Raw genomic sequence first — 16,990 nt, 5'->3', positions numbered from 1 at the left:
GATATGAATGCTGAACTCATTTCAGTTGGCTCGGAACTTCTGCTTGGACAAATTGTAAACACGAATGCCGTTTATCTTTCACAGGAGCTCGCTCATCTTGGCATTAACGTGTTTTTTCAATCGACGGTCGGCGATAATAAGCATCGCTTTTATGACACGCTGAAGCAGGCGCACGAGCGCGCCGATGTCGTGATCGTTACAGGAGGGCTCGGTCCGACGAAGGATGATTTGACAAAGGAAACCGTAGCTGAATTTTTAGGGAAAAAGCTCGTCCACGATGAAGAATCGCTTCGTTCGATTGAGGCTTTTTTTGAAAGAAGAAACAGGGTGATGACGCCGAATAACCGCAAGCAGGCGCTTGTCGTGGAAGGGAGCAAGGTGCTGGCCAACCATTTCGGGATGGCGCCCGGCATGGTGATTACTGTCGACAAGAAAATGATTATCCTCCTGCCGGGACCGCCGAAGGAAATGCAGCCGATGTTCAAAAATGAACTGATCCCTTATTTAGTAAGCGGATCAGGCGAACAGGCGGCAATCCAGTCGCGGGTGCTGCGCTTTTTTGATATCGGCGAGTCGCAGCTGGAAACGGAGCTTGAAGATTTGCTCGATGCCCAGACGAACCCGACGATTGCCCCGCTGGCGAGTGAAGGGGAAGTCACGCTGCGGCTGACGGTTAAGCATGCCGATCCGGGTGAGCGGATCAGATTGCTTGATGAAACAGAGAAAAAAATTACCGATCGCGTCGGCGCTTATTTATACGGCTATGATGAAACATCGCTGATCGAACAGGTTTTTTTGCAATTGGTTGAAAAAAACGCTACGATAGCAGCAGCGGAAAGCATAACGGGAGGCTTGTTTTCCGGCAGATTGACTGCCTTTCCAGGCTCATCCAAGGTCGTCCGCGGAGGAAGCGTTGCTTATTCGACGGAAGTGAAGGAAAATGTCCTCGGCGTGTCGAAGAAAGTGATTGCTGAGTATGGAGTCATCAGCCATCAATGCGCGCGGGAAATGGCAGCCTGTGCCAAAGAACAGTATCAGGCGGATATCGCGATCAGTTTTACAGGAGTTGCCGGTCCCGGACTGCAGGAAAACAAGGAACCGGGAACGGTTTTTATCGGTCTGGCCGGTCTGACAGAGGAGCCGCTCAGCTTTGAGCTGACCCTTGCCGGGGGACGTGAGGCCGTCCGAGACCGGGCGATCAAATATGGATGCTTTTATTTGTTGAACGAATTGAAAAGGTGGAATAAAACAGAATGACAATGTATTTTAATGACTTTCAAATTTCAGACTTAATTAAGCGAGCAATTAAAGACATGGGCTTTGAGGAGCCGTCTCCGATTCAGGAGAAAGCCATCCCTGTTATTTTAGAAGGAGGGGATGTCGTCGGGCAGGCTCAGACAGGGACAGGGAAGACGGCGGCATTCGGAATTCCGATTGTCGATAAAGTTACAGCTGACCGTTATGTGCAAGCGTTGATTTTAACGCCGACCCGCGAGCTGGCGATCCAGGTGTCCGGCGAGCTTCAGAAGCTGTCGGCCTACAAAAACATCCGGACGCTGCCGATATACGGCGGGCAATCGATCGGTCATCAAATCCGCGCGCTGAAGCAGGGAGTCCAGGTTGCGATCGGGACGCCCGGGCGGATTCTCGACCATTTGCGCCGTCAGACATTGAAGCTTGACCAGGTGCATACAGTCGTGCTTGATGAAGCCGACGAAATGCTCGATATGGGGTTTGTTGATGATATTGAAGCGATTTTGCGTCAGGTGAATAATGAGCGGCAGACGCTGTTGTTTTCAGCGACGATGCCTCCGGCGATTAAGAAGCTGTCACGCAAGTATATGAACTCGCCGAAAACGGTTTCCATTAATAAAGGAGAGGTAACGGCCCCTTTAATCAACCAGATGTATTATAAAGTGCTTGAGCGGAATAAGATTGACTCCCTCTGCCGGATTATTGACAGCGAGGATGTCGAGCTCGGTATTTTGTTCTGCCGGACGAAAAAGGGTGTAGCCGAGCTGACCGAGGCTCTCCAGGCGAGAGGGTATTTGGCTGACGGTTTACATGGTGACTTAACCCAGCCTCAACGCGATGCCGTCATGAAAAAATTCCGCGATTCGTCGATTGAATTTTTGATTGCGACAGATGTGGCAGCCCGGGGAATTGATGTCGAGAACGTGACGCATGTCATTAACTACGACATTCCGCAGGATCCGGAAAGCTATGTTCACCGGATTGGACGGACAGGCCGCGCAGGACGCAAGGGGTTGGCACTGACACTTGTGACACCGCGGGAAATGAAGCATCTTCGTTCGATTGAACAGGAAATTAAGATGAGCATTCCATCGCAGGACGTGCCGACGATCGAGGATGTTGTGGAAAAACAGCAAAACTCGTGGAAGAAGCTGATCTCTGACACGATTGCCTCAGGCGGAAAAGAAGCCGAGCTGTTTGCCCCGCTCGTTCATGAAATTTTAGCCGAGCATACGCCGGAAGAGGTCGTCTCAGCGCTGTTGCGGATGAACTTCTCAACCGACACGTCAGCCGATGAAGCGGGCTACAACTTCGGCGATACCGGAGGCGCTAAAGGCATGATCCGCTTCTTTATCAATGTCGGACGCAATGTCAATATGACGCCGAAAATTCTCGCCGATGAAATTTCCGAGCTTGTCGGCATTCCGGCGAAAGAGGTCGGCAGAATCGATATTTTTGAAAACTTTACTTTTGTGGAAGTGCCGGAAGACGTCGCTCCGTTTGTGTATGAAGCGTTACGCTACTCCCGCATTAATGGCGCGCGCGTTAACCTCGAGCCTGCCAAGCCGCGCCCGAAGCGCGAACGCAAACCATCTCCCGCACCCCGGCGTTAAATCTTTCAAGCATTATGGCTTCGGGCTTGTCCGAAAAGGGAACGATCCCCTTTCGGACAGGCCCCTTTCCCTCTTTCCCCCTCCCTTGCGTTTCCAGTAAACAAACCCGAATGAATGTTCGTAAAAACTATTGGCAAATGGGATGAAAAGATGTATGATAGAAAAGAACAAAACATAGATTCGCTTTTTATGGCTTACCTATATATTTTAATGATTAGGAGAGATGGAAATGAGTGATCGTAAAGCAGCTCTTGATATGGCATTGCGCCAGATCGAAAAACAATTTGGGAAAGGTTCGATTATGAAGCTCGGCGAACAGACGGACCAGCGCGTTTCGACGGTCTCCAGCGGCGCGCTCGCGCTTGACATTGCCCTCGGAGTGGGCGGTTATCCGAAAGGCCGGGTTATTGAGGTATATGGTCCTGAATCATCCGGTAAAACGACGGTCGCCCTTCACGCGATTGCCGAAATCCAGCGTCAGGGAGGCCAGGCGGCTTTTATTGATGCCGAGCATGCTCTCGACCCGGTTTACGCGCAGAAGCTGGGCGTAAACATTGACGAGTTGCTGCTGTCCCAGCCGGATACGGGGGAACAGGCGCTTGAAATCGCCGAGGCACTCGTGCGCAGTGGCGCCGTCGATATGATCGTAATCGACAGTGTGGCCGCCCTTGTACCGAAAGCGGAAATTGAAGGCGACATGGGGGACAGCCACGTCGGTTTGCAGGCCCGTCTGATGTCCCAGGCGCTGCGGAAGCTGTCCGGAGCGATCAACAAATCAAAGACGATTGCGATCTTTATTAACCAGATTCGTGAGAAGGTCGGCGTCATGTTCGGAAATCCGGAAACGACTCCGGGCGGACGTGCGCTGAAGTTCTATTCCTCTGTCCGGCTTGAAGTGCGCCGTGCTGAAACGCTAAAGCAAGGCAACGATATGGTCGGAAACAAAACGAGAATTAAGGTCGTCAAAAACAAAGTAGCTCCTCCTTTCAAACAGGCGGAAGTTGACATTATGTATGGAGAAGGCATTTCGCGCGAAGGTTCGATTTTAGATATCGCCTCTGAGCTTGATATTGTGCAAAAGAGCGGAGCATGGTACTCTTTTAACGAAGAACGACTTGGACAAGGGCGGGAAAATGCAAAGCAGTTCCTGAAGGAAAATGAAGCGATTATGGAAGAAATCGAAACATTAATTCGAGATCACTACGGCCTGAATGAAGAGATTACAGTGGAGCCTGCCAGCGCAGAAGCTCCGGAGGAAATCCCATTTGATTTGAAATAGGCTTGATGGGCGCTGGAAATCTGTCAATCTACTAACAGGACGTTCCGGTAACCGACGGAACAAGAGCCGGTCAGTAACGGGGAGGAAGGTGTGTGTACAACTCCTTTCTTCCCTTTTGACGCACGTCTAAAAGCGGCGGGTAAAATCTGCAAAGCGAGCAGGGAACGGATTTCCTTTCTGCTCGCTTTGCCGTTTAGATTACGAAGGGCGTATCCGACAATGGAGGCGTAAAATGAAATTTTTATATGTAACCGATACTCATATTCGCGGCACGACGCCGAAAAACCGGCTTGATGTGTATGTCGAGACGTTGAAAGCGAAGCTCGAAGAAGTCGTTGGGCTGGCGAATCGCGAACAGGTTGATGTCCTGCTCCATGGCGGCGATGTCTTTGACCGTCCCGATTTGGCGCCAAATGTCGTCGGCCAGTTTGCCAAGATTTTTATGAAGGCGGCGATGCCAACCTATGTCGTAGCTGGAAATCATGACACGTTCGGCCATAATCCCGAAACGATTTCGCGGACGATGCTCGGCTTAATGGATTCCTTCGGCGTGATGAAAATTATTCATCCCGGTCAGCCGGTTCTGGTTGAGAAAAACGGGGTGAAAGTTCAGATTAGCGGCCAGCCTTATCATTATGATCTCGACCAGCGCGATCCAAAGCTGGATTATTACCCTGTTAATGAAACAGAGGCGGATATTCTCGTTCACATCGTCCATAGTATGCTTGTTGAAAAGGCGTTGCCTGAAGGCATTCCGCATACGCTGATCGACCATATTTGGGGAACGACGGCCGATATTATTTTGACCGGACATTTTCACGGCGGCTTTGGAATCAAGGAGCGAAACGGGAAGTATATGTGCAATCCGGGCGCTCTGTCGCGGGTTAACAACCACTGGACCGAAATCAGCCGAATGCCGAAGGTCGTGCTCGGAACGATTTCAAAGGAAGGCATTTCGCTTGAAGAACGCGAGGTGACGGTCGCCCAAAAAGGAGAAGAGGTGCTTGACCGCTCGTTTCTGGAAAAGGCGGTCCATCAGGAAGAACGGCTGCACAGCTTTGTCCAGCAGGTGAAGGAAAGCTCGCAGTTTCAAACGCTGAATATGAGCGCGATTATTCAGGATATCGCTTCGCTTAAGAACGTCGATGAGAAGGTGAAGCAGGAGGCGCTGCGAAGAATGACAAAGGTAGAAGAAGGATGGAAGGACGGGGAATATGGCTAATATTCACTCAGTACGTCTGGAAAATTTTCAGTCGCATTTAGACACATATCTCGAATTTGATGCTGGACTGAACGTCCTTGTCGGCCAGTCGGACAGCGGGAAAACGGCGATTCTTAGAGGAATCCGCTGGGCGCTGTACAATCAGCCGCGCGGGAGCGACTTTATCCGCGTCGGCGCTGATTTTGTCCGGGTAACCGTCAGCTTTGATCATGGCACAACAATCATCCGCGAAAGAACATCATCGAAAAACCGCTATACAATTCAAAAAAACGGTGAGGAAGACTTGATCCTCGAAGGGTTTGGCATCCACGTTCCTGAGGAGGTGCTCGAAGCGCACGGAATGGGAGCGATGCGGATTGACCACGACCATGAACTGATGCTTCATCTGTCTCAGCAATTAGATGGGCCCTTTTTGCTTGAACAGACCAATACCGTTCGGGCGAAAGCGCTTGGGCGGATCAGCGGCGCCCACTTTCTCGACATGGCGATTCGCGATACATCAAAGGACCTTGCCCAGCTGAGGCAGCAGTTGAAGCAGGAGGAGCAGCTGATCGAAAAGCTGGAGGGGGAGCTTGAACCGTATCAGTCGCTCCCGGCCATGAAAGAACGGCTCGATCAAACAGAACAAGGGGTGCAAACGATCAAAGCAAAGCTGCAAAAAAAAGAGCAGCTTGAACAGTTGCGTCAGCAGCAGCAGCGGCTTCAGCTTGAACAGGAAACGATCTCCAAGCGTCTCGAGCTTGTCAAGCCGGCCGACCAGTGGCAGCAGGCATGGCAAATGCTTTCAGGTTCACGTCAGCAGCTTGTCCAGTTTCAGCATTTGCAGGCAAGATGGGAGGAGGTGCGCAAAGCGAGTGAAGTTTGCCGCCTCTGGATCGAGAAGACAGCGGAGGTCCGGCAGGCCGGCGAGAAGCACAGCATTGTGCTCGCTCAGGTCGAGCGCCTTCATTCACTGAAAAAAATCGCTCAGCTTTTTCAGCGCCTGCGGCAGGAAGAAGAGCAGGCGTTGAGGAAAATAAAGCAAACGGCGTTCAGCAGCGAGGTTGACGAGGCGACAATGGAGCGCATCGCCGGCAGGCAGCAGCGGCTCGCTCAGCTGCAAAGGTTGAGGCAGCAGGTTACGGCCTATGAGATGCAGCAGAAGAAGCTGACAGAGCTGCTTGATACGCTGCCGCAGCTTGATAGCATGACTGAAAGACAGGCGGCGATCGCCGAACGGCACACAAAGCTTGAACAGCTAAAGCAGCTGCATGGGCGACTGAAAGAATGCAGCGAACGGATTAAGGAAGGGCGGCGTTTTATTGCTTCGCAGCAGGCCGAAGAGGAACAGGCTGAGGAACGCTGGCGCCAGCGTTTGCTTGAGATCGGGACATGCCCTACTTGCGGACAGTCGATCTGTGGCCATACGAAATCAGAATAAGAGGGTGATTGTATGACAATCGAACAACAGCTCGCACAAATGAAAAAAGCGATCGATAAGGCGCGCGATATGCGGTATCGGGCCGAAGCGAAGCTGGAAGAGCTGGAAAATCAGAAAAGCCGTCTTTTGGCTGAGCTGGAGGAGCTGGGAGTGAAGCCGGAGGAACTGGAACAGGAGATTCAGCGGCTGGAGCAGGAAATAGACAGATCGCTAGCTGAGACATGGGAGCTGATTCCAAAGGAATTGGTTGAACATGAGTGAGCTTGCAGCACGTCTTGCGAGGCTTGAGCAGCGGCAGAAGAAGGCGTACGACCAGTGGACGAGGCTTGATGCTGAGCGCGCCTTGCTGGAAGAGCAAATCAAAGCGAGACGGAAGGAACTCGATGGCTATCTGGACACGATCGATACATATGAAAAAGCGCGCGTGCTGTTGCAGCAGTCGGCCGAGTATGCGAGAGAGCAGGCCAAACAGCAGATTGAGACGCTGGTGACGAACGCGCTCCAATATGTGTTTGGTCCGCTTTTTTCCTTTCAAATTGAATTGGAAGAACACGGGAGCAAGGCGGTAGCTGAATTTTACGTTGTCTCGGAATATGAAGGGGTCAAGGTGAAAACGAGGCCGCAGGATTCCCGCGGCGGCGGTGTCGTCGATATCGTGACGCTCGCTTTACGCGTCGCTTTGCTTGAAACGGTCCAGCCGAAACGGTCAGGGTCTCTTTTGCTCGATGAGCCGGGCAAGCATGTTTCGGGTGAATATGTCCTTTATTTATATGAATTCTTAAAATCATTAAGCACGATGTTTAAGCGGCAGATTATCATGATTACGCATAACTACCACCTCGCCCAGTCCGGTGACAAAGCGTACGAGGTTGCGATTCATGACGGAATCAGCGCAGTCACTGAAATTGACAACACTTGACATTGGACAGGGTGGGCTATAAAATTAAGTGGAATGCGGTAAATTTTTTGTGTCATATTTATCTTTTCCGCGATCATGTCTACATGTTCTAACGTTTTTAATTAATGAAAGTATGACAAATTTGAAACCCAACAATTAGATAGCAAGGGGAGGTGAAAGAGTATGGATTATATATGGCTCATCTCCATTTTGCTTGTTGTCTCTGCAGGTAGTGCAGTTGTTGGATATCTTGTTCGAAAATCCATTGCTGAAGCAAAGATTTCCAGTGCGGAACATGCAGCAAAACAAATTGTTGATGATGCGAAGCGAGATGCCGAGGCGAGTAAGAAGGAAGCGCTCTTAGAAATCAAGGATGAGGCGCACCGTGCTCGAACTGAAGCTGAACGTGAGGTTCGTGAACGAAGAAATGAGATTCAAAAACAAGAGAATCGTTTGGTACAAAAAGAAGAGATTCTTGACCGGAAGAGTGAAACCTTAGATAAGAAAGAAGAGTCTTTGGAAAAAAGGGAGGAATCTCTCACCAAAAAACAACGACAAATTGAAGAGATGAATAGCAAAGTGGAGGAAATCTTGGCCAAGCAGCAAGCCGAGCTTGAGCGTATTTCCGGATTTTCTCGCGAAGAAGCACGTACCGCGATTCGTCACGAAGTGGAACAGGAGCTTGCGCACGAAACGGCTTTGCTTGTGAAGGAACGGTTCACACAGGCGAAGGAAGAAGCTGATAAAAAGGCGAAAGAAATTCTGTCACTGGCCATTCAACGCTGTTCGGCCGACCATGTCGCTGAAACGACTGTATCGGTCGTCACATTGCCGAATGATGAAATGAAGGGCCGGATTATTGGACGGGAAGGAAGAAATATTCGTGCGTTGGAAACATTGACGGGAATTGATCTTATTATCGATGATACGCCGGAAGCTGTTATTTTATCCGGGTTTGATCCGATTCGCCGTGAAATTGCCCGTACAGCTCTTGAAAAACTCGTGCAGGATGGTCGGATTCATCCGGCCCGAATTGAAGAAATGGTCGATAAATCACGTCGTGAGGTCGATGAGGCGATTCGTGAGTATGGAGAGCAGGCAACCTTTGAAATGGGTATTCTTGGCTTGCATCCTGACCTGATCAAGATTCTTGGCCGTCTGAAATTCCGTACAAGCTACGGACAAAACGTGCTGAAGCATTCAATGGAAGTCGCTTATTTAACAGGACTGATGGCTGCTGAGCTTGGCGAAGATGTGAAGCTGGCAAGAAGAGCCGGATTGCTTCATGATATCGGAAAAGCAATTGATCATGAAGTCGAAGGAAGCCATGTTGAAATTGGCGTCGAGCTGGCGACGAAGTACAAGGAACACCCGGTCGTCATAAATTCGATTGCTTCCCATCATGGCGATACGGAGGCAACTTCGATTATTGCCACTCTTGTGGCAGCAGCGGATGCGTTATCTGCCGCCCGTCCTGGAGCGCGAAGAGAAACGTTGGAAACGTATATTCGCCGCTTAGAGAAGCTGGAAGAGATCTCGGAATCGTTTGAAGGTGTAGAGAAGACATATGCGATTCAGGCAGGTCGTGAAGTACGGATCATGGTTCGTCCTGATGTGGTCGATGATACCCTTGCGCATAAGCTTGCCAGAGATATTACGAAGAAAATTGAAGATGAACTTGAGTATCCGGGTCACATCCGAGTCACTGTTATTCGGGAAACACGGGCTGTCGAGTATGCAAAATAAAGTGGCGGGTTTTCGCCACTTTATTTGTTTAACGGGCCGATTCGGACAGTTGCACGTGATTTTGAAAAAAGCCGTTTGAAAAGACGCTCAACAAATCATACTAAGAGCGAAATGAAATGACTGGAGTATAAAGATATGCGAATTTTATTTATAGGTGATGTGGTCGGTTCGCCGGGGCGCAAGATGATCAAGGAATATACGATGAAGCTGAAGCAGGCGTACAAGCCGACGATTACGATTATTAATGGTGAAAATGCCGCTTCCGGAAAAGGAATCACCGAAAAAATTTACAAAGGGTTTCTTGATGCGGGCGCACAGGTCGTGACGCTTGGCAATCACTCGTGGGACAATAAAGAAATTTTTTCATTTATTGATGAGGCGAAAGCGTTAATCAGGCCGGCTAACTATCCGGAAGGAACACCGGGTAAAGGCTACACTCTCGTCAAAGTGAATCAGCTGGAGATTGCCGTTATCAATGCGATGGGACGAACCTTCTTACCGGCGATTGACTGTCCGTTTCGTAAGCTCGACGACATTTTGGCAGAGGTACGGAAGCGGACGCCGTATATTTTCGTTGATTTTCACGCAGAAGCGACGAGCGAGAAGCAGGCGATGGGCTGGTACCTTGATGGCCGTGTCTCGGCTGTCGTTGGCACGCATACCCATGTCCAGACAGCGGATGAGCGGATTTTGCCAAAGGGGACCGCTTATTTGACAGATGTCGGGATGACCGGCCCTTATGATGGCATCCTCGGGGTTGAGAAGGAACCGGTGCTGAAAAAATTTTTGACGACGCTGCCTGTCAGGTTTGAAGTCGCCGCAGGACGGGAACAATTAAATGGAGTAGTGATTGATATTGATGCTAAAACGGGGTTAGCTACAGCAATCAAGCGAATCCAAATTAACGACGATCATCCATTTTATATGTAACAAGGTCAGTCTTCCAAATTAATTTGCTCTATTAGGCATATGGGCTGTAATGTTGAAATAAGATGAAGTAGAACTCGCATCTTGTACGATTGACGAATGCTAGTTGGCATAGACAATCAATTCAGGGACAACCCACTTTTGTTAACAGAGGAGGTACTAGGAATGGAAGTCTTAAAAGTTTCAGCAAAATCAACCCCTAACTCTGTTGCCGGGGCACTCGCAGGTGTCATTCGTGAACGTGGGGCAGCAGAAATACAAGCCATAGGTGCCGGCGCTCTTAATCAGTCAATCAAGGCGATTGCGATTGCCCGTGGCTTCGTGGCTCCAAGCGGCATTGACCTTGTTTGCATCCCAGCGTTTACGGATATTCAGATAGAGGGTGAAGAACGGACAGCGATGAAGCTGATTGTAGAACCGAGATAGCGTTCGAGGGCTTGACGTCTTAGAAAAGTTGACGGTGCTGCTTTAGGTTAATCGTTTCAAGCGCCACAAGCCTATTGGAAGAACTCATTCACACCAGGCTTATTGCTTAGAGGCTAGGCAAAAGGGAAAGACGACCTTTTGCCTAGCCTCTTTTTTGCGCAATTCTTTCCTGATGAACCGTTATGGACAACAAAAGCCTTGCTTTTTCAAGTGAGAAGGACTATCATAATAGCATTTAAGAGTCTTTATTTCGTCAAAATGCAGTAAATCTAGTAAAATACTCGGAAATGTGCTAAGCTAATAGTATTTCAATAAGCGATCAGCTTAGCGCGATGATACGTGATTAAGGGGTGGATAGAGTGAGAGAGCAGTTATCATGGAAAGTTGGGGGTCAGCAAGGCGAAGGGATTGAAAGCACGGGGGAAATCTTTGCCTCGGCGTTAAACCGGCTCGGCTACTATTTATACGGGTACCGTCACTTCTCTTCCCGAATTAAGGGAGGACATACGAACAATAAGATTCGTGTCAGCACCAGTCCATTAAATTCGATTTCAGATGATCTTCATATTCTTGTCGCCTTTGATCAGGAAACAATTGACGTTAATATTCATGAATTGGCCGCGGACGGGATTGTGATTGCCGATTCGAAATTCAACCCGGTTGTGACAGAGGGCTATGATGTTCAGCTTTTTGCCGTACCGTTTACGGAAATTGCGACAGAGCTCGGCACCTCATTAATGAAAAACATGGTTGCTGTCGGTGCAACGAGTGCGATTCTCGGGCTTGCCCCATCTCACTACCAGGATGTTGTTGAGGACATCTTTTTAAAGAAGGGCGCTTCCGTTGTGGAAAAGAATATGGAGGCGATTAAGGCCGGCGCCGACTATTTCCGCAATGAGGCGGGAGCCAATATGCCGGATCTTCAGCTTGCTGAAGCGGATGGCAAGAAGCGGATGTTCATGATCGGAAATGATGCGATCGGCTTGGGCGCGGTAACGGCGGGCAGCCGTTTTATGGCCGCTTATCCGATCACCCCTGCTTCGGAAATTATGGAATATATGATTAAAAAGCTGCCTGAATTCGGCGGAACGGTTATTCAGACGGAAGACGAAATCGCCGCATGTACGATGGCGATTGGCGCCAACTATGCCGGCGTCCGGGCTTTCACCGCTTCAGCCGGTCCGGGATTGTCGCTGATGGCCGAAGCAATCGGTCTTTCCGGTATGACCGAACAGCCTCTTGTCATTATTGACACGCAGCGCGGGGGGCCGAGTACGGGCTTGCCGACAAAGCAGGAGCAATCCGACTTAATGGCGATGATCTACAGCACCCACGGCGACATTCCGAAAATTGTCATTACCCCAAGTACGGTGGAAGAAGCGTTCTATGACACGGTCGAAGCATTTAACCTGGCGGAGGAATATCAGTGTCCGGTTATTTTAGTGACGGATCTCGCGCTGTCACTTGGAAAGCAGACGGTCGAACCGCTTGATTTCAGTAAGGTCGAGATCCGCCGCGGCGCGCTCCAGACGGATGAGATTCCGGCGCGGGAAGAGAAAGAATATTATAAGCGGTATGAAGTAACGGAATCAGGCGTTTCTCCGCGCGTTCTTCCAGGCACGAAAAACGGCATTCACCACGTGACAGGGGTGGAGCACGATGAAACCGGGAAGCCGTCGGAAAGTCCTGTCAACCGTCAAGCTCAAATGGATAAGCGCTTGAGAAAGCTGAGCAATCTTGAAGCGACGTTCAAGCAGCCGCTATTCGTTCATGCCGAGCATGATGAAGCAGATCTGCTCGTGATCGGGGTCAACTCAACGCGGGGAACGATTGAAGAAGCGATGCCGCGCCTTGAAGCGGACGGGATCAAGGTCAATCATGTCCATATCCGCCTGCTCCACCCATTCCCGACAGAGGCGCTCAAGCCTCATATCGACCGGGCGAAGAAGGTCGTTGTCGTCGAAAATAACGCAACGGCGCAGCTTGCCAATATTATTAAAATGAATGTGAATAGTGTTCAAATAGAAAATGTCCTGAAGTATGACGGAAATCCGTTTTTGCCGAATGAATTATATCAAGCATGCAAGGAGTTGGTCTAAATGGCAACATTTAAAGATTTTCGCAATAAAGTGAAGCCAAACTGGTGCCCCGGCTGTGGCGACTTTTCGGTCCAGGCGGCGATCCAGCGCGCGGCGGGAAATGTCGGTTTAGAGCCGGACGACCTTGCAGTGATATCGGGAATCGGATGCTCCGGACGGATTTCAGGCTATATTAATTCATACGGCTTTCATGGTGTTCATGGACGCGTGCTGCCGATCGCCCAAGGGGTGAAAATGGCCAACCGCGATTTGACGGTTATTGCCTCCGGTGGAGATGGTGACGGTTTTGCGATTGGAATGGGGCATACCGTCCATGCGATTCGTCGCAATATTGACATCACCTATATCGTGATGGACAATCAAATTTACGGATTGACGAAGGGGCAAACGTCACCGCGAAGCGATGTCGGCTTCAAAACAAAGAGTACGCCGGGCGGTTCGGTTGAATCAGCGCTCAATGTAATGGAAATGGCACTGACAGCAGGAGCCACCTTCGTCGCCCAAAGCTTTTCCAGCGATCTGAAGGAATTGACGGCATTGATTGAACAGGGGATCGCCCATAAAGGCTTCTCGTTAATTAATGTTTTCAGCCCATGTGTGACGTTCAATAAAGTAAACACATATGACTGGTTTAAGGAAAATATTACAAAGCTTGCCGATGTCGAGAATTACGATCCGGCCAACCGGATGACAGCGATGCAAACATTGATGGAGCACAATGGTCTAGTAACCGGCTTAATTTATCAAAACAAAGAGCAGCCTTCTTACCAGGAGCTGATCTCCGGCTATGATGAGCAGCCGCTGGCGAGTCAAGATCTACAATTAGATGAAGCGAAATTCAATGAAATGATGGCGGAGTTTATGTAAGCGATGCAGGCCGTTCCCGGGAAGAGCTCCCAGGGAACGGCCTTTTTCAACCTGTGAGCTTCGCAGGAAAACATTTACTTTCACGACTTCTCCAAATAACTTTTATTGTTTGCAGCGGACAAAAAGTTTATAATTATTTATTGTATGATTTGCTTGAAAGGAGCTTTGGAATGAATGAAGACCAACGATTAGGAAACGTAACAAATGCAGATGGAAAAACAGCTACGCAGGACTTAAAATCCTCTGGCAGTAGCCAAAAAGATTACAGCAAATATTTTGATTTCAGTGACGCGAAAGTGGAAATCATGACAGATGGAAAGCAAAAGCTGCGGATTAAGGGCCGGGATATCATTATCAATGAGCAGCCGGATTACAAGCAGGGAAAAAGAAGAGGGAAGCAGGAAACGCAGGTGCTGCGCCCGGACAGCCTTATTCCCGAGGATATGAAGCAGATCGGTGCCGGAAAGACATTTTTAATCCGGACGTACGGCTGCCAAATGAACACGCATGACTCGGAAAATATGGCCGGCTTGCTTCAGGAGATGGGCTTCACAGCGACGGAGGAAGCAGCTGATGCCGATGTGATTTTGCTCAATACATGTGCGATTCGCGAAAATGCGGAAAACAAAGTGTTTGGCGAAATCGGGCACTTAAAAGCGTTAAAAAAAGAAAGACCGGAGCTGATTCTCGGCGTCTGCGGCTGTATGTCGCAGGAGGAAAATGTCGTCAATCAAATTATGCAAAAGCATCAGCATATTGATATGATCTTCGGCACCCATAATATTCACCGCTTGCCGGAATTGCTGCGCAATGCCCTTTATGGCAAGGAAATGGTGATTGAAGTCTGGTCGAAGGAAGGCGACATCGTTGAGAATATGCCGCGTGTCCGCCAGGGAAACACACAGGCGTGGGTCAATATTATGTATGGCTGTGATAAGTTTTGCACGTATTGCATCGTCCCTTACACGCGTGGGAAGGAACGGAGCCGCCTGCCGGAAGACATTATCGCGGAAGTGCGTGATCTGGCCCGCCAAGGCTATAAAGAAATTACGCTGCTCGGCCAAAATGTGAATGCGTATGGCAAAGATCTTGAAGGACGCAGCTACGGCCTCGGCCATTTAATGGATGAGATTCATAAAATCGATATTCCGCGCGTGCGCTTCACAACAAGTCATCCGCGTGATTTCGACGATCATTTGATTAACGTGCTCGCCAAAGGCGGAAATCTCGTTGAGCATATTCACCTTCCTGTGCAGCACGGAAATTCTGATATTCTGAAGCTGATGGCGCGCAAATATACACGAGAGCAGTACGTCGAGCTCGCCCATAAAATCAAAATGGCGATCCCGAATGCTTCGTTCACAACGGATTTAATCGTCGGCTTCCCGAACGAAACCGAAGAGCAGTTTGAGGATACATTGTCACTCGTGCGCGAGATTCAATTCGACAGCGCCTACACGTATATTTATTCGCCGCGCGAAGGAACGCCGGCAGCGAAAATGAAGGACAATGTGCCGATGGAAGTAAAACGGGAGCGGCTGGCTCGTTTGAATGCGCTCGTCAATGAAATGTCAGCGAAGAAAAATCTCGCCTATCAGGATCAGGTCGTTGAAGTGCTCGTTGAAGGGGAAAGCAAAAAGAACCCTGATGTGCTGGCGGGGCGCACGAGAACGAACCGCTTAGTGAACTTTACAGCACCGAAATCCTATATTGGGGAAATTGTCTATGTGAAAGTGACAGAAGCAAAGACGTGGTCACTTGACGGAGAAATGGTTGAATTAGCGGAGGTAAAAGGATCATGACAAAATCAGCAATGTATACGCGTGAAGACATTCGACTACGGGCGAAAGAGCTGGCGAAAATGATGGCCGAAACGGAAGAAGTAGATTTTTTCAAGCGCGCTGAAAAGCAAATTAATGAGCATCTGCGCGTGCAGGAGCTGATCGCTCAAATTAAAAAGCTGCAAAAGGAAGCGGTCAATCTTCAGCATTATGGCAAGTCCGAAGCGTTAAAGGAAGTGGAAGCAAAGATCGACGCCTTGCATGAAGAAGTTGATGCGATTCCGCTCGTGCAGGAGTTCAAGCGCAGTCAGCTTGAAGTAAACAGCCTTTTGCAAATGGTGTCCAACACGATTTCCAAAACGGTGACCGACGAAATCATCACGTCAATGGGCGGAGATTTGTTAAAAGGAACAACAACGAAAAACCCTTATTTTGATGGCGGCTGCCAATCGTAGAAATGGAAGGGGCAGGGCAAAAGTAAAATACAACCATCAAAAAGCTGCTGAAAAAGTACGATTTTCACTTTTTCAGCAGCTTTCTTACGTTTAGACAAGTATCTTTCTGGATATTTTTTAGGATTTACGAAAAGGAGCTGCGTTAGTGCGTGGTTCGACATTTCAGACATACATATTAGTTGTGACTCAACTTCTGTGACGATTTTTAGCATGTCTTTCCCCACTCCGGCTTTTGCGAAAAAATTTTAGAGAGCGTGAAAAAATGCGCTTTAACAGGGGAGGAATGGGGAATGAAGAGAGGTAGAGAGGAAAGGAGAGAGCATATACAAATGCAACAGTATAAAGTGATTTTTTCATTAGTGAATGGGGAAAAAGAAACAGCTTATTTTACGGAAAATCCGATATCGCGCGTCAATGATTGGCTAGAACGCAATGACTGCGTCTGGGTCAGACTTGAGGATATGCGATTGAACCTCCAGCATGTCGTCTCGATCCAGGTCGGCAAATTGGCGGAGGCGAATGAACGGCCGGAAGAGGAGGAAGTCGTCGAATGGCTCTAGCCGGCTGAAGAGAGTTACAACCAACTGGTAAACGATCGGGATAGGGGGCGCGGTTCCGTTCTGGTAAGGAATGGCATGACAACCGCTACGCCACTTCATCCGCCGCTTCGACAGGACATGTGAAAAGGAAGCGCGCTTTCCACCCGCTGAACCGGGCCTGAGACAAAAGGGTAATGTGAACTGCCCCCTGTCAAGTAGACAGTGGAAATAAGAAAAAGACGTTAGGCGGCTTGAGTCCGGAATTCAATTGGACTTAAGCCGTTTAATCGTGCTTGATAACGATGATGGTGATAAAAGAACATATACTCATCAATCGCTGTTTTTAGGGCTTCATAGGACTCGTAGGAATGCAGATAATACTTCTCACATTTGAAGGACCCCCAAAAGCTTTCAATCGGGGCATTATCCAAACAACGCCCCACACGAGACATGCTCTGGGTGAT

The 16,990-nt window shown here is 49.2% G+C and carries 17 protein-coding genes; 15 read left to right on the top strand and 2 right to left on the bottom strand.

Annotated elements, in window-relative coordinates; translation table 11 throughout:
* Window positions 1-3: 3 nt before the first annotated feature.
* The 14 genes from ABMB67_RS05205 to ABMB67_RS05140 all read left to right on the top strand — a co-directional run bounded on the left by ABMB67_RS05205 (window position 4) and on the right by ABMB67_RS05140 (window position 15,987).
* Window positions 4-1,257, top strand: a complete 1,254-nt coding sequence (locus ABMB67_RS05205; protein WP_354571331.1) for a competence/damage-inducible protein A — start codon at window positions 4-6, stop codon at window positions 1,255-1,257.
* Window positions 1,254-2,867, top strand: a complete 1,614-nt coding sequence (locus ABMB67_RS05200) for a DEAD/DEAH box helicase (RefSeq protein ID WP_251222076.1) — start codon at window positions 1,254-1,256, stop codon at window positions 2,865-2,867. Before ABMB67_RS05205 ends, ABMB67_RS05200 begins: the two co-directional genes overlap by 4 nt.
* Before the next feature lie 229 nt (window positions 2,868-3,096).
* Window positions 3,097-4,146, top strand: a complete 1,050-nt coding sequence (recA, locus tag ABMB67_RS05195) for a recombinase RecA (RefSeq protein ID WP_251192212.1) — start codon at window positions 3,097-3,099, stop codon at window positions 4,144-4,146.
* 232 nt (window positions 4,147-4,378) lie between these two features.
* On the top strand, window positions 4,379-5,368 hold the full coding sequence (locus ABMB67_RS05190) for a metallophosphoesterase family protein (RefSeq protein ID WP_251222077.1): 990 nt from the start codon (window positions 4,379-4,381) through the stop codon (window positions 5,366-5,368).
* Window positions 5,361-6,788 carry an AAA family ATPase gene (locus ABMB67_RS05185; RefSeq protein WP_354571330.1) on the top strand — a complete coding sequence of 476 codons (1,428 nt, stop codon included), beginning with the start codon at window positions 5,361-5,363 and terminating at the stop codon, window positions 6,786-6,788. The genes ABMB67_RS05190 and ABMB67_RS05185 overlap by 8 nt, the downstream gene beginning before the upstream one ends.
* A gap of 12 nt (window positions 6,789-6,800) precedes the next feature.
* Window positions 6,801-7,049 carry a hypothetical protein gene (locus ABMB67_RS05180; RefSeq protein WP_251222079.1) on the top strand — a complete coding sequence of 83 codons (249 nt, stop codon included), beginning with the start codon at window positions 6,801-6,803 and terminating at the stop codon, window positions 7,047-7,049.
* A complete protein-coding gene (locus ABMB67_RS05175; protein WP_251222080.1) occupies window positions 7,042-7,707 on the top strand; it encodes an OLD family protein in 666 nt (221 codons plus the stop codon). The genes ABMB67_RS05180 and ABMB67_RS05175 overlap by 8 nt, the downstream gene beginning before the upstream one ends.
* Window positions 7,708-7,869: 162 nt before the next feature.
* On the top strand, window positions 7,870-9,432 hold the full coding sequence (rny, locus tag ABMB67_RS05170) for a ribonuclease Y (RefSeq protein ID WP_251222081.1): 1,563 nt from the start codon (window positions 7,870-7,872) through the stop codon (window positions 9,430-9,432).
* Window positions 9,433-9,567: 135 nt separating this feature from the next.
* Window positions 9,568-10,362, top strand: coding sequence for a TIGR00282 family metallophosphoesterase (locus ABMB67_RS05165; protein WP_251222082.1), 795 nt, complete (start codon window positions 9,568-9,570; stop codon window positions 10,360-10,362).
* A 162-nt stretch (window positions 10,363-10,524) separates the two neighbouring features.
* Complete coding sequence (locus tag ABMB67_RS05160; RefSeq protein ID WP_251192219.1) at window positions 10,525-10,785, top strand: stage V sporulation protein S; 261 nt, start codon at window positions 10,525-10,527, stop codon at window positions 10,783-10,785.
* A 359-nt stretch (window positions 10,786-11,144) separates the two neighbouring features.
* On the top strand, window positions 11,145-12,884 hold the full coding sequence (locus ABMB67_RS05155) for a 2-oxoacid:acceptor oxidoreductase subunit alpha (RefSeq protein ID WP_251222083.1): 1,740 nt from the start codon (window positions 11,145-11,147) through the stop codon (window positions 12,882-12,884).
* Window positions 12,885-13,751, top strand: a complete 867-nt coding sequence (locus tag ABMB67_RS05150) for a 2-oxoacid:ferredoxin oxidoreductase subunit beta (protein ID WP_251192221.1) — start codon at window positions 12,885-12,887, stop codon at window positions 13,749-13,751. It abuts the gene before it with no gap.
* A 170-nt stretch (window positions 13,752-13,921) separates the two neighbouring features.
* Window positions 13,922-15,553: a tRNA (N6-isopentenyl adenosine(37)-C2)-methylthiotransferase MiaB gene (gene miaB / locus ABMB67_RS05145; RefSeq protein WP_251222084.1), complete on the top strand. Its 1,632-nt coding sequence runs from the start codon at window positions 13,922-13,924 to the stop codon at window positions 15,551-15,553.
* On the top strand, window positions 15,550-15,987 hold the full coding sequence (locus ABMB67_RS05140; protein ID WP_251222085.1) for a YlbF/YmcA family competence regulator: 438 nt from the start codon (window positions 15,550-15,552) through the stop codon (window positions 15,985-15,987). Before miaB ends, ABMB67_RS05140 begins: the two co-directional genes overlap by 4 nt.
* Here the strand turns inward: ABMB67_RS05140 and ABMB67_RS05135 are convergent.
* Window positions 15,960-16,199, bottom strand: a complete 240-nt coding sequence (locus tag ABMB67_RS05135) for a hypothetical protein (RefSeq protein WP_354571329.1) — start codon at window positions 16,197-16,199, stop codon at window positions 15,960-15,962. The two genes, ABMB67_RS05140 and ABMB67_RS05135, sit on opposite strands and share 28 nt — an antisense overlap.
* Before the next feature lie 78 nt (window positions 16,200-16,277).
* Here ABMB67_RS05135 and ABMB67_RS05130 point away from each other — a divergent pair, with 78 nt between their 5' ends.
* The gene (locus ABMB67_RS05130; RefSeq protein WP_251222086.1) at window positions 16,278-16,547 is read left to right on the top strand and encodes a hypothetical protein; all 270 of its coding nucleotides are present in this window, start codon (window positions 16,278-16,280) and stop codon (window positions 16,545-16,547) included.
* A 221-nt stretch (window positions 16,548-16,768) separates the two neighbouring features.
* Here ABMB67_RS05130 and ABMB67_RS05125 read toward each other — a convergent pair.
* The coding region (locus tag ABMB67_RS05125) for an IS3 family transposase (RefSeq protein ID WP_354571328.1) at window positions 16,769-16,990 on the bottom strand (222 nt) is incomplete at its 5' end.

The sequence above is a fragment of the Halalkalibacter oceani genome (assembly GCF_040544555.1).
In the GTDB taxonomy this organism is placed as follows: domain Bacteria; phylum Bacillota; class Bacilli; order Bacillales; family Bacillaceae_D; genus Halalkalibacter; species Halalkalibacter oceani.
The sequence above is the reverse complement of the archived record's forward strand: the minus strand, read 5'-3'. Positions and strand labels throughout refer to the sequence as shown.

Bases quoted from the DNA above. Each gene is read 5' to 3' on its own strand.
- ABMB67_RS05205 (WP_354571331.1), top strand. From the start codon at position 4: ATGAATGCTGAACTCATTTCAGTTGGCTCGGAACTTCTGCTTGGACAA.
- ABMB67_RS05200 (WP_251222076.1), top strand. From the start codon at position 1,254: ATGACAATGTATTTTAATGACTTTCAAATTTCAGACTTAATTAAGCGA.
- recA (WP_251192212.1), top strand. From the start codon at position 3,097: ATGAGTGATCGTAAAGCAGCTCTTGATATGGCATTGCGCCAGATCGAA.
- ABMB67_RS05190 (WP_251222077.1), top strand. From the start codon at position 4,379: ATGAAATTTTTATATGTAACCGATACTCATATTCGCGGCACGACGCCG.
- ABMB67_RS05185 (WP_354571330.1), top strand. From the start codon at position 5,361: ATGGCTAATATTCACTCAGTACGTCTGGAAAATTTTCAGTCGCATTTA.
- ABMB67_RS05180 (WP_251222079.1), top strand. From the start codon at position 6,801: ATGACAATCGAACAACAGCTCGCACAAATGAAAAAAGCGATCGATAAG.
- ABMB67_RS05175 (WP_251222080.1), top strand. From the start codon at position 7,042: ATGAGTGAGCTTGCAGCACGTCTTGCGAGGCTTGAGCAGCGGCAGAAG.
- rny (WP_251222081.1), top strand. From the start codon at position 7,870: ATGGATTATATATGGCTCATCTCCATTTTGCTTGTTGTCTCTGCAGGT.
- ABMB67_RS05165 (WP_251222082.1), top strand. From the start codon at position 9,568: ATGCGAATTTTATTTATAGGTGATGTGGTCGGTTCGCCGGGGCGCAAG.
- ABMB67_RS05160 (WP_251192219.1), top strand. From the start codon at position 10,525: ATGGAAGTCTTAAAAGTTTCAGCAAAATCAACCCCTAACTCTGTTGCC.
- ABMB67_RS05150 (WP_251192221.1), top strand. From the start codon at position 12,885: ATGGCAACATTTAAAGATTTTCGCAATAAAGTGAAGCCAAACTGGTGC.
- miaB (WP_251222084.1), top strand. From the start codon at position 13,922: ATGAATGAAGACCAACGATTAGGAAACGTAACAAATGCAGATGGAAAA.
- ABMB67_RS05140 (WP_251222085.1), top strand. From the start codon at position 15,550: ATGACAAAATCAGCAATGTATACGCGTGAAGACATTCGACTACGGGCG.
- ABMB67_RS05135 (WP_354571329.1), bottom strand. From the start codon at position 16,199: ATGCTAAAAATCGTCACAGAAGTTGAGTCACAACTAATATGTATGTCT.
- ABMB67_RS05130 (WP_251222086.1), top strand. From the start codon at position 16,278: ATGAAGAGAGGTAGAGAGGAAAGGAGAGAGCATATACAAATGCAACAG.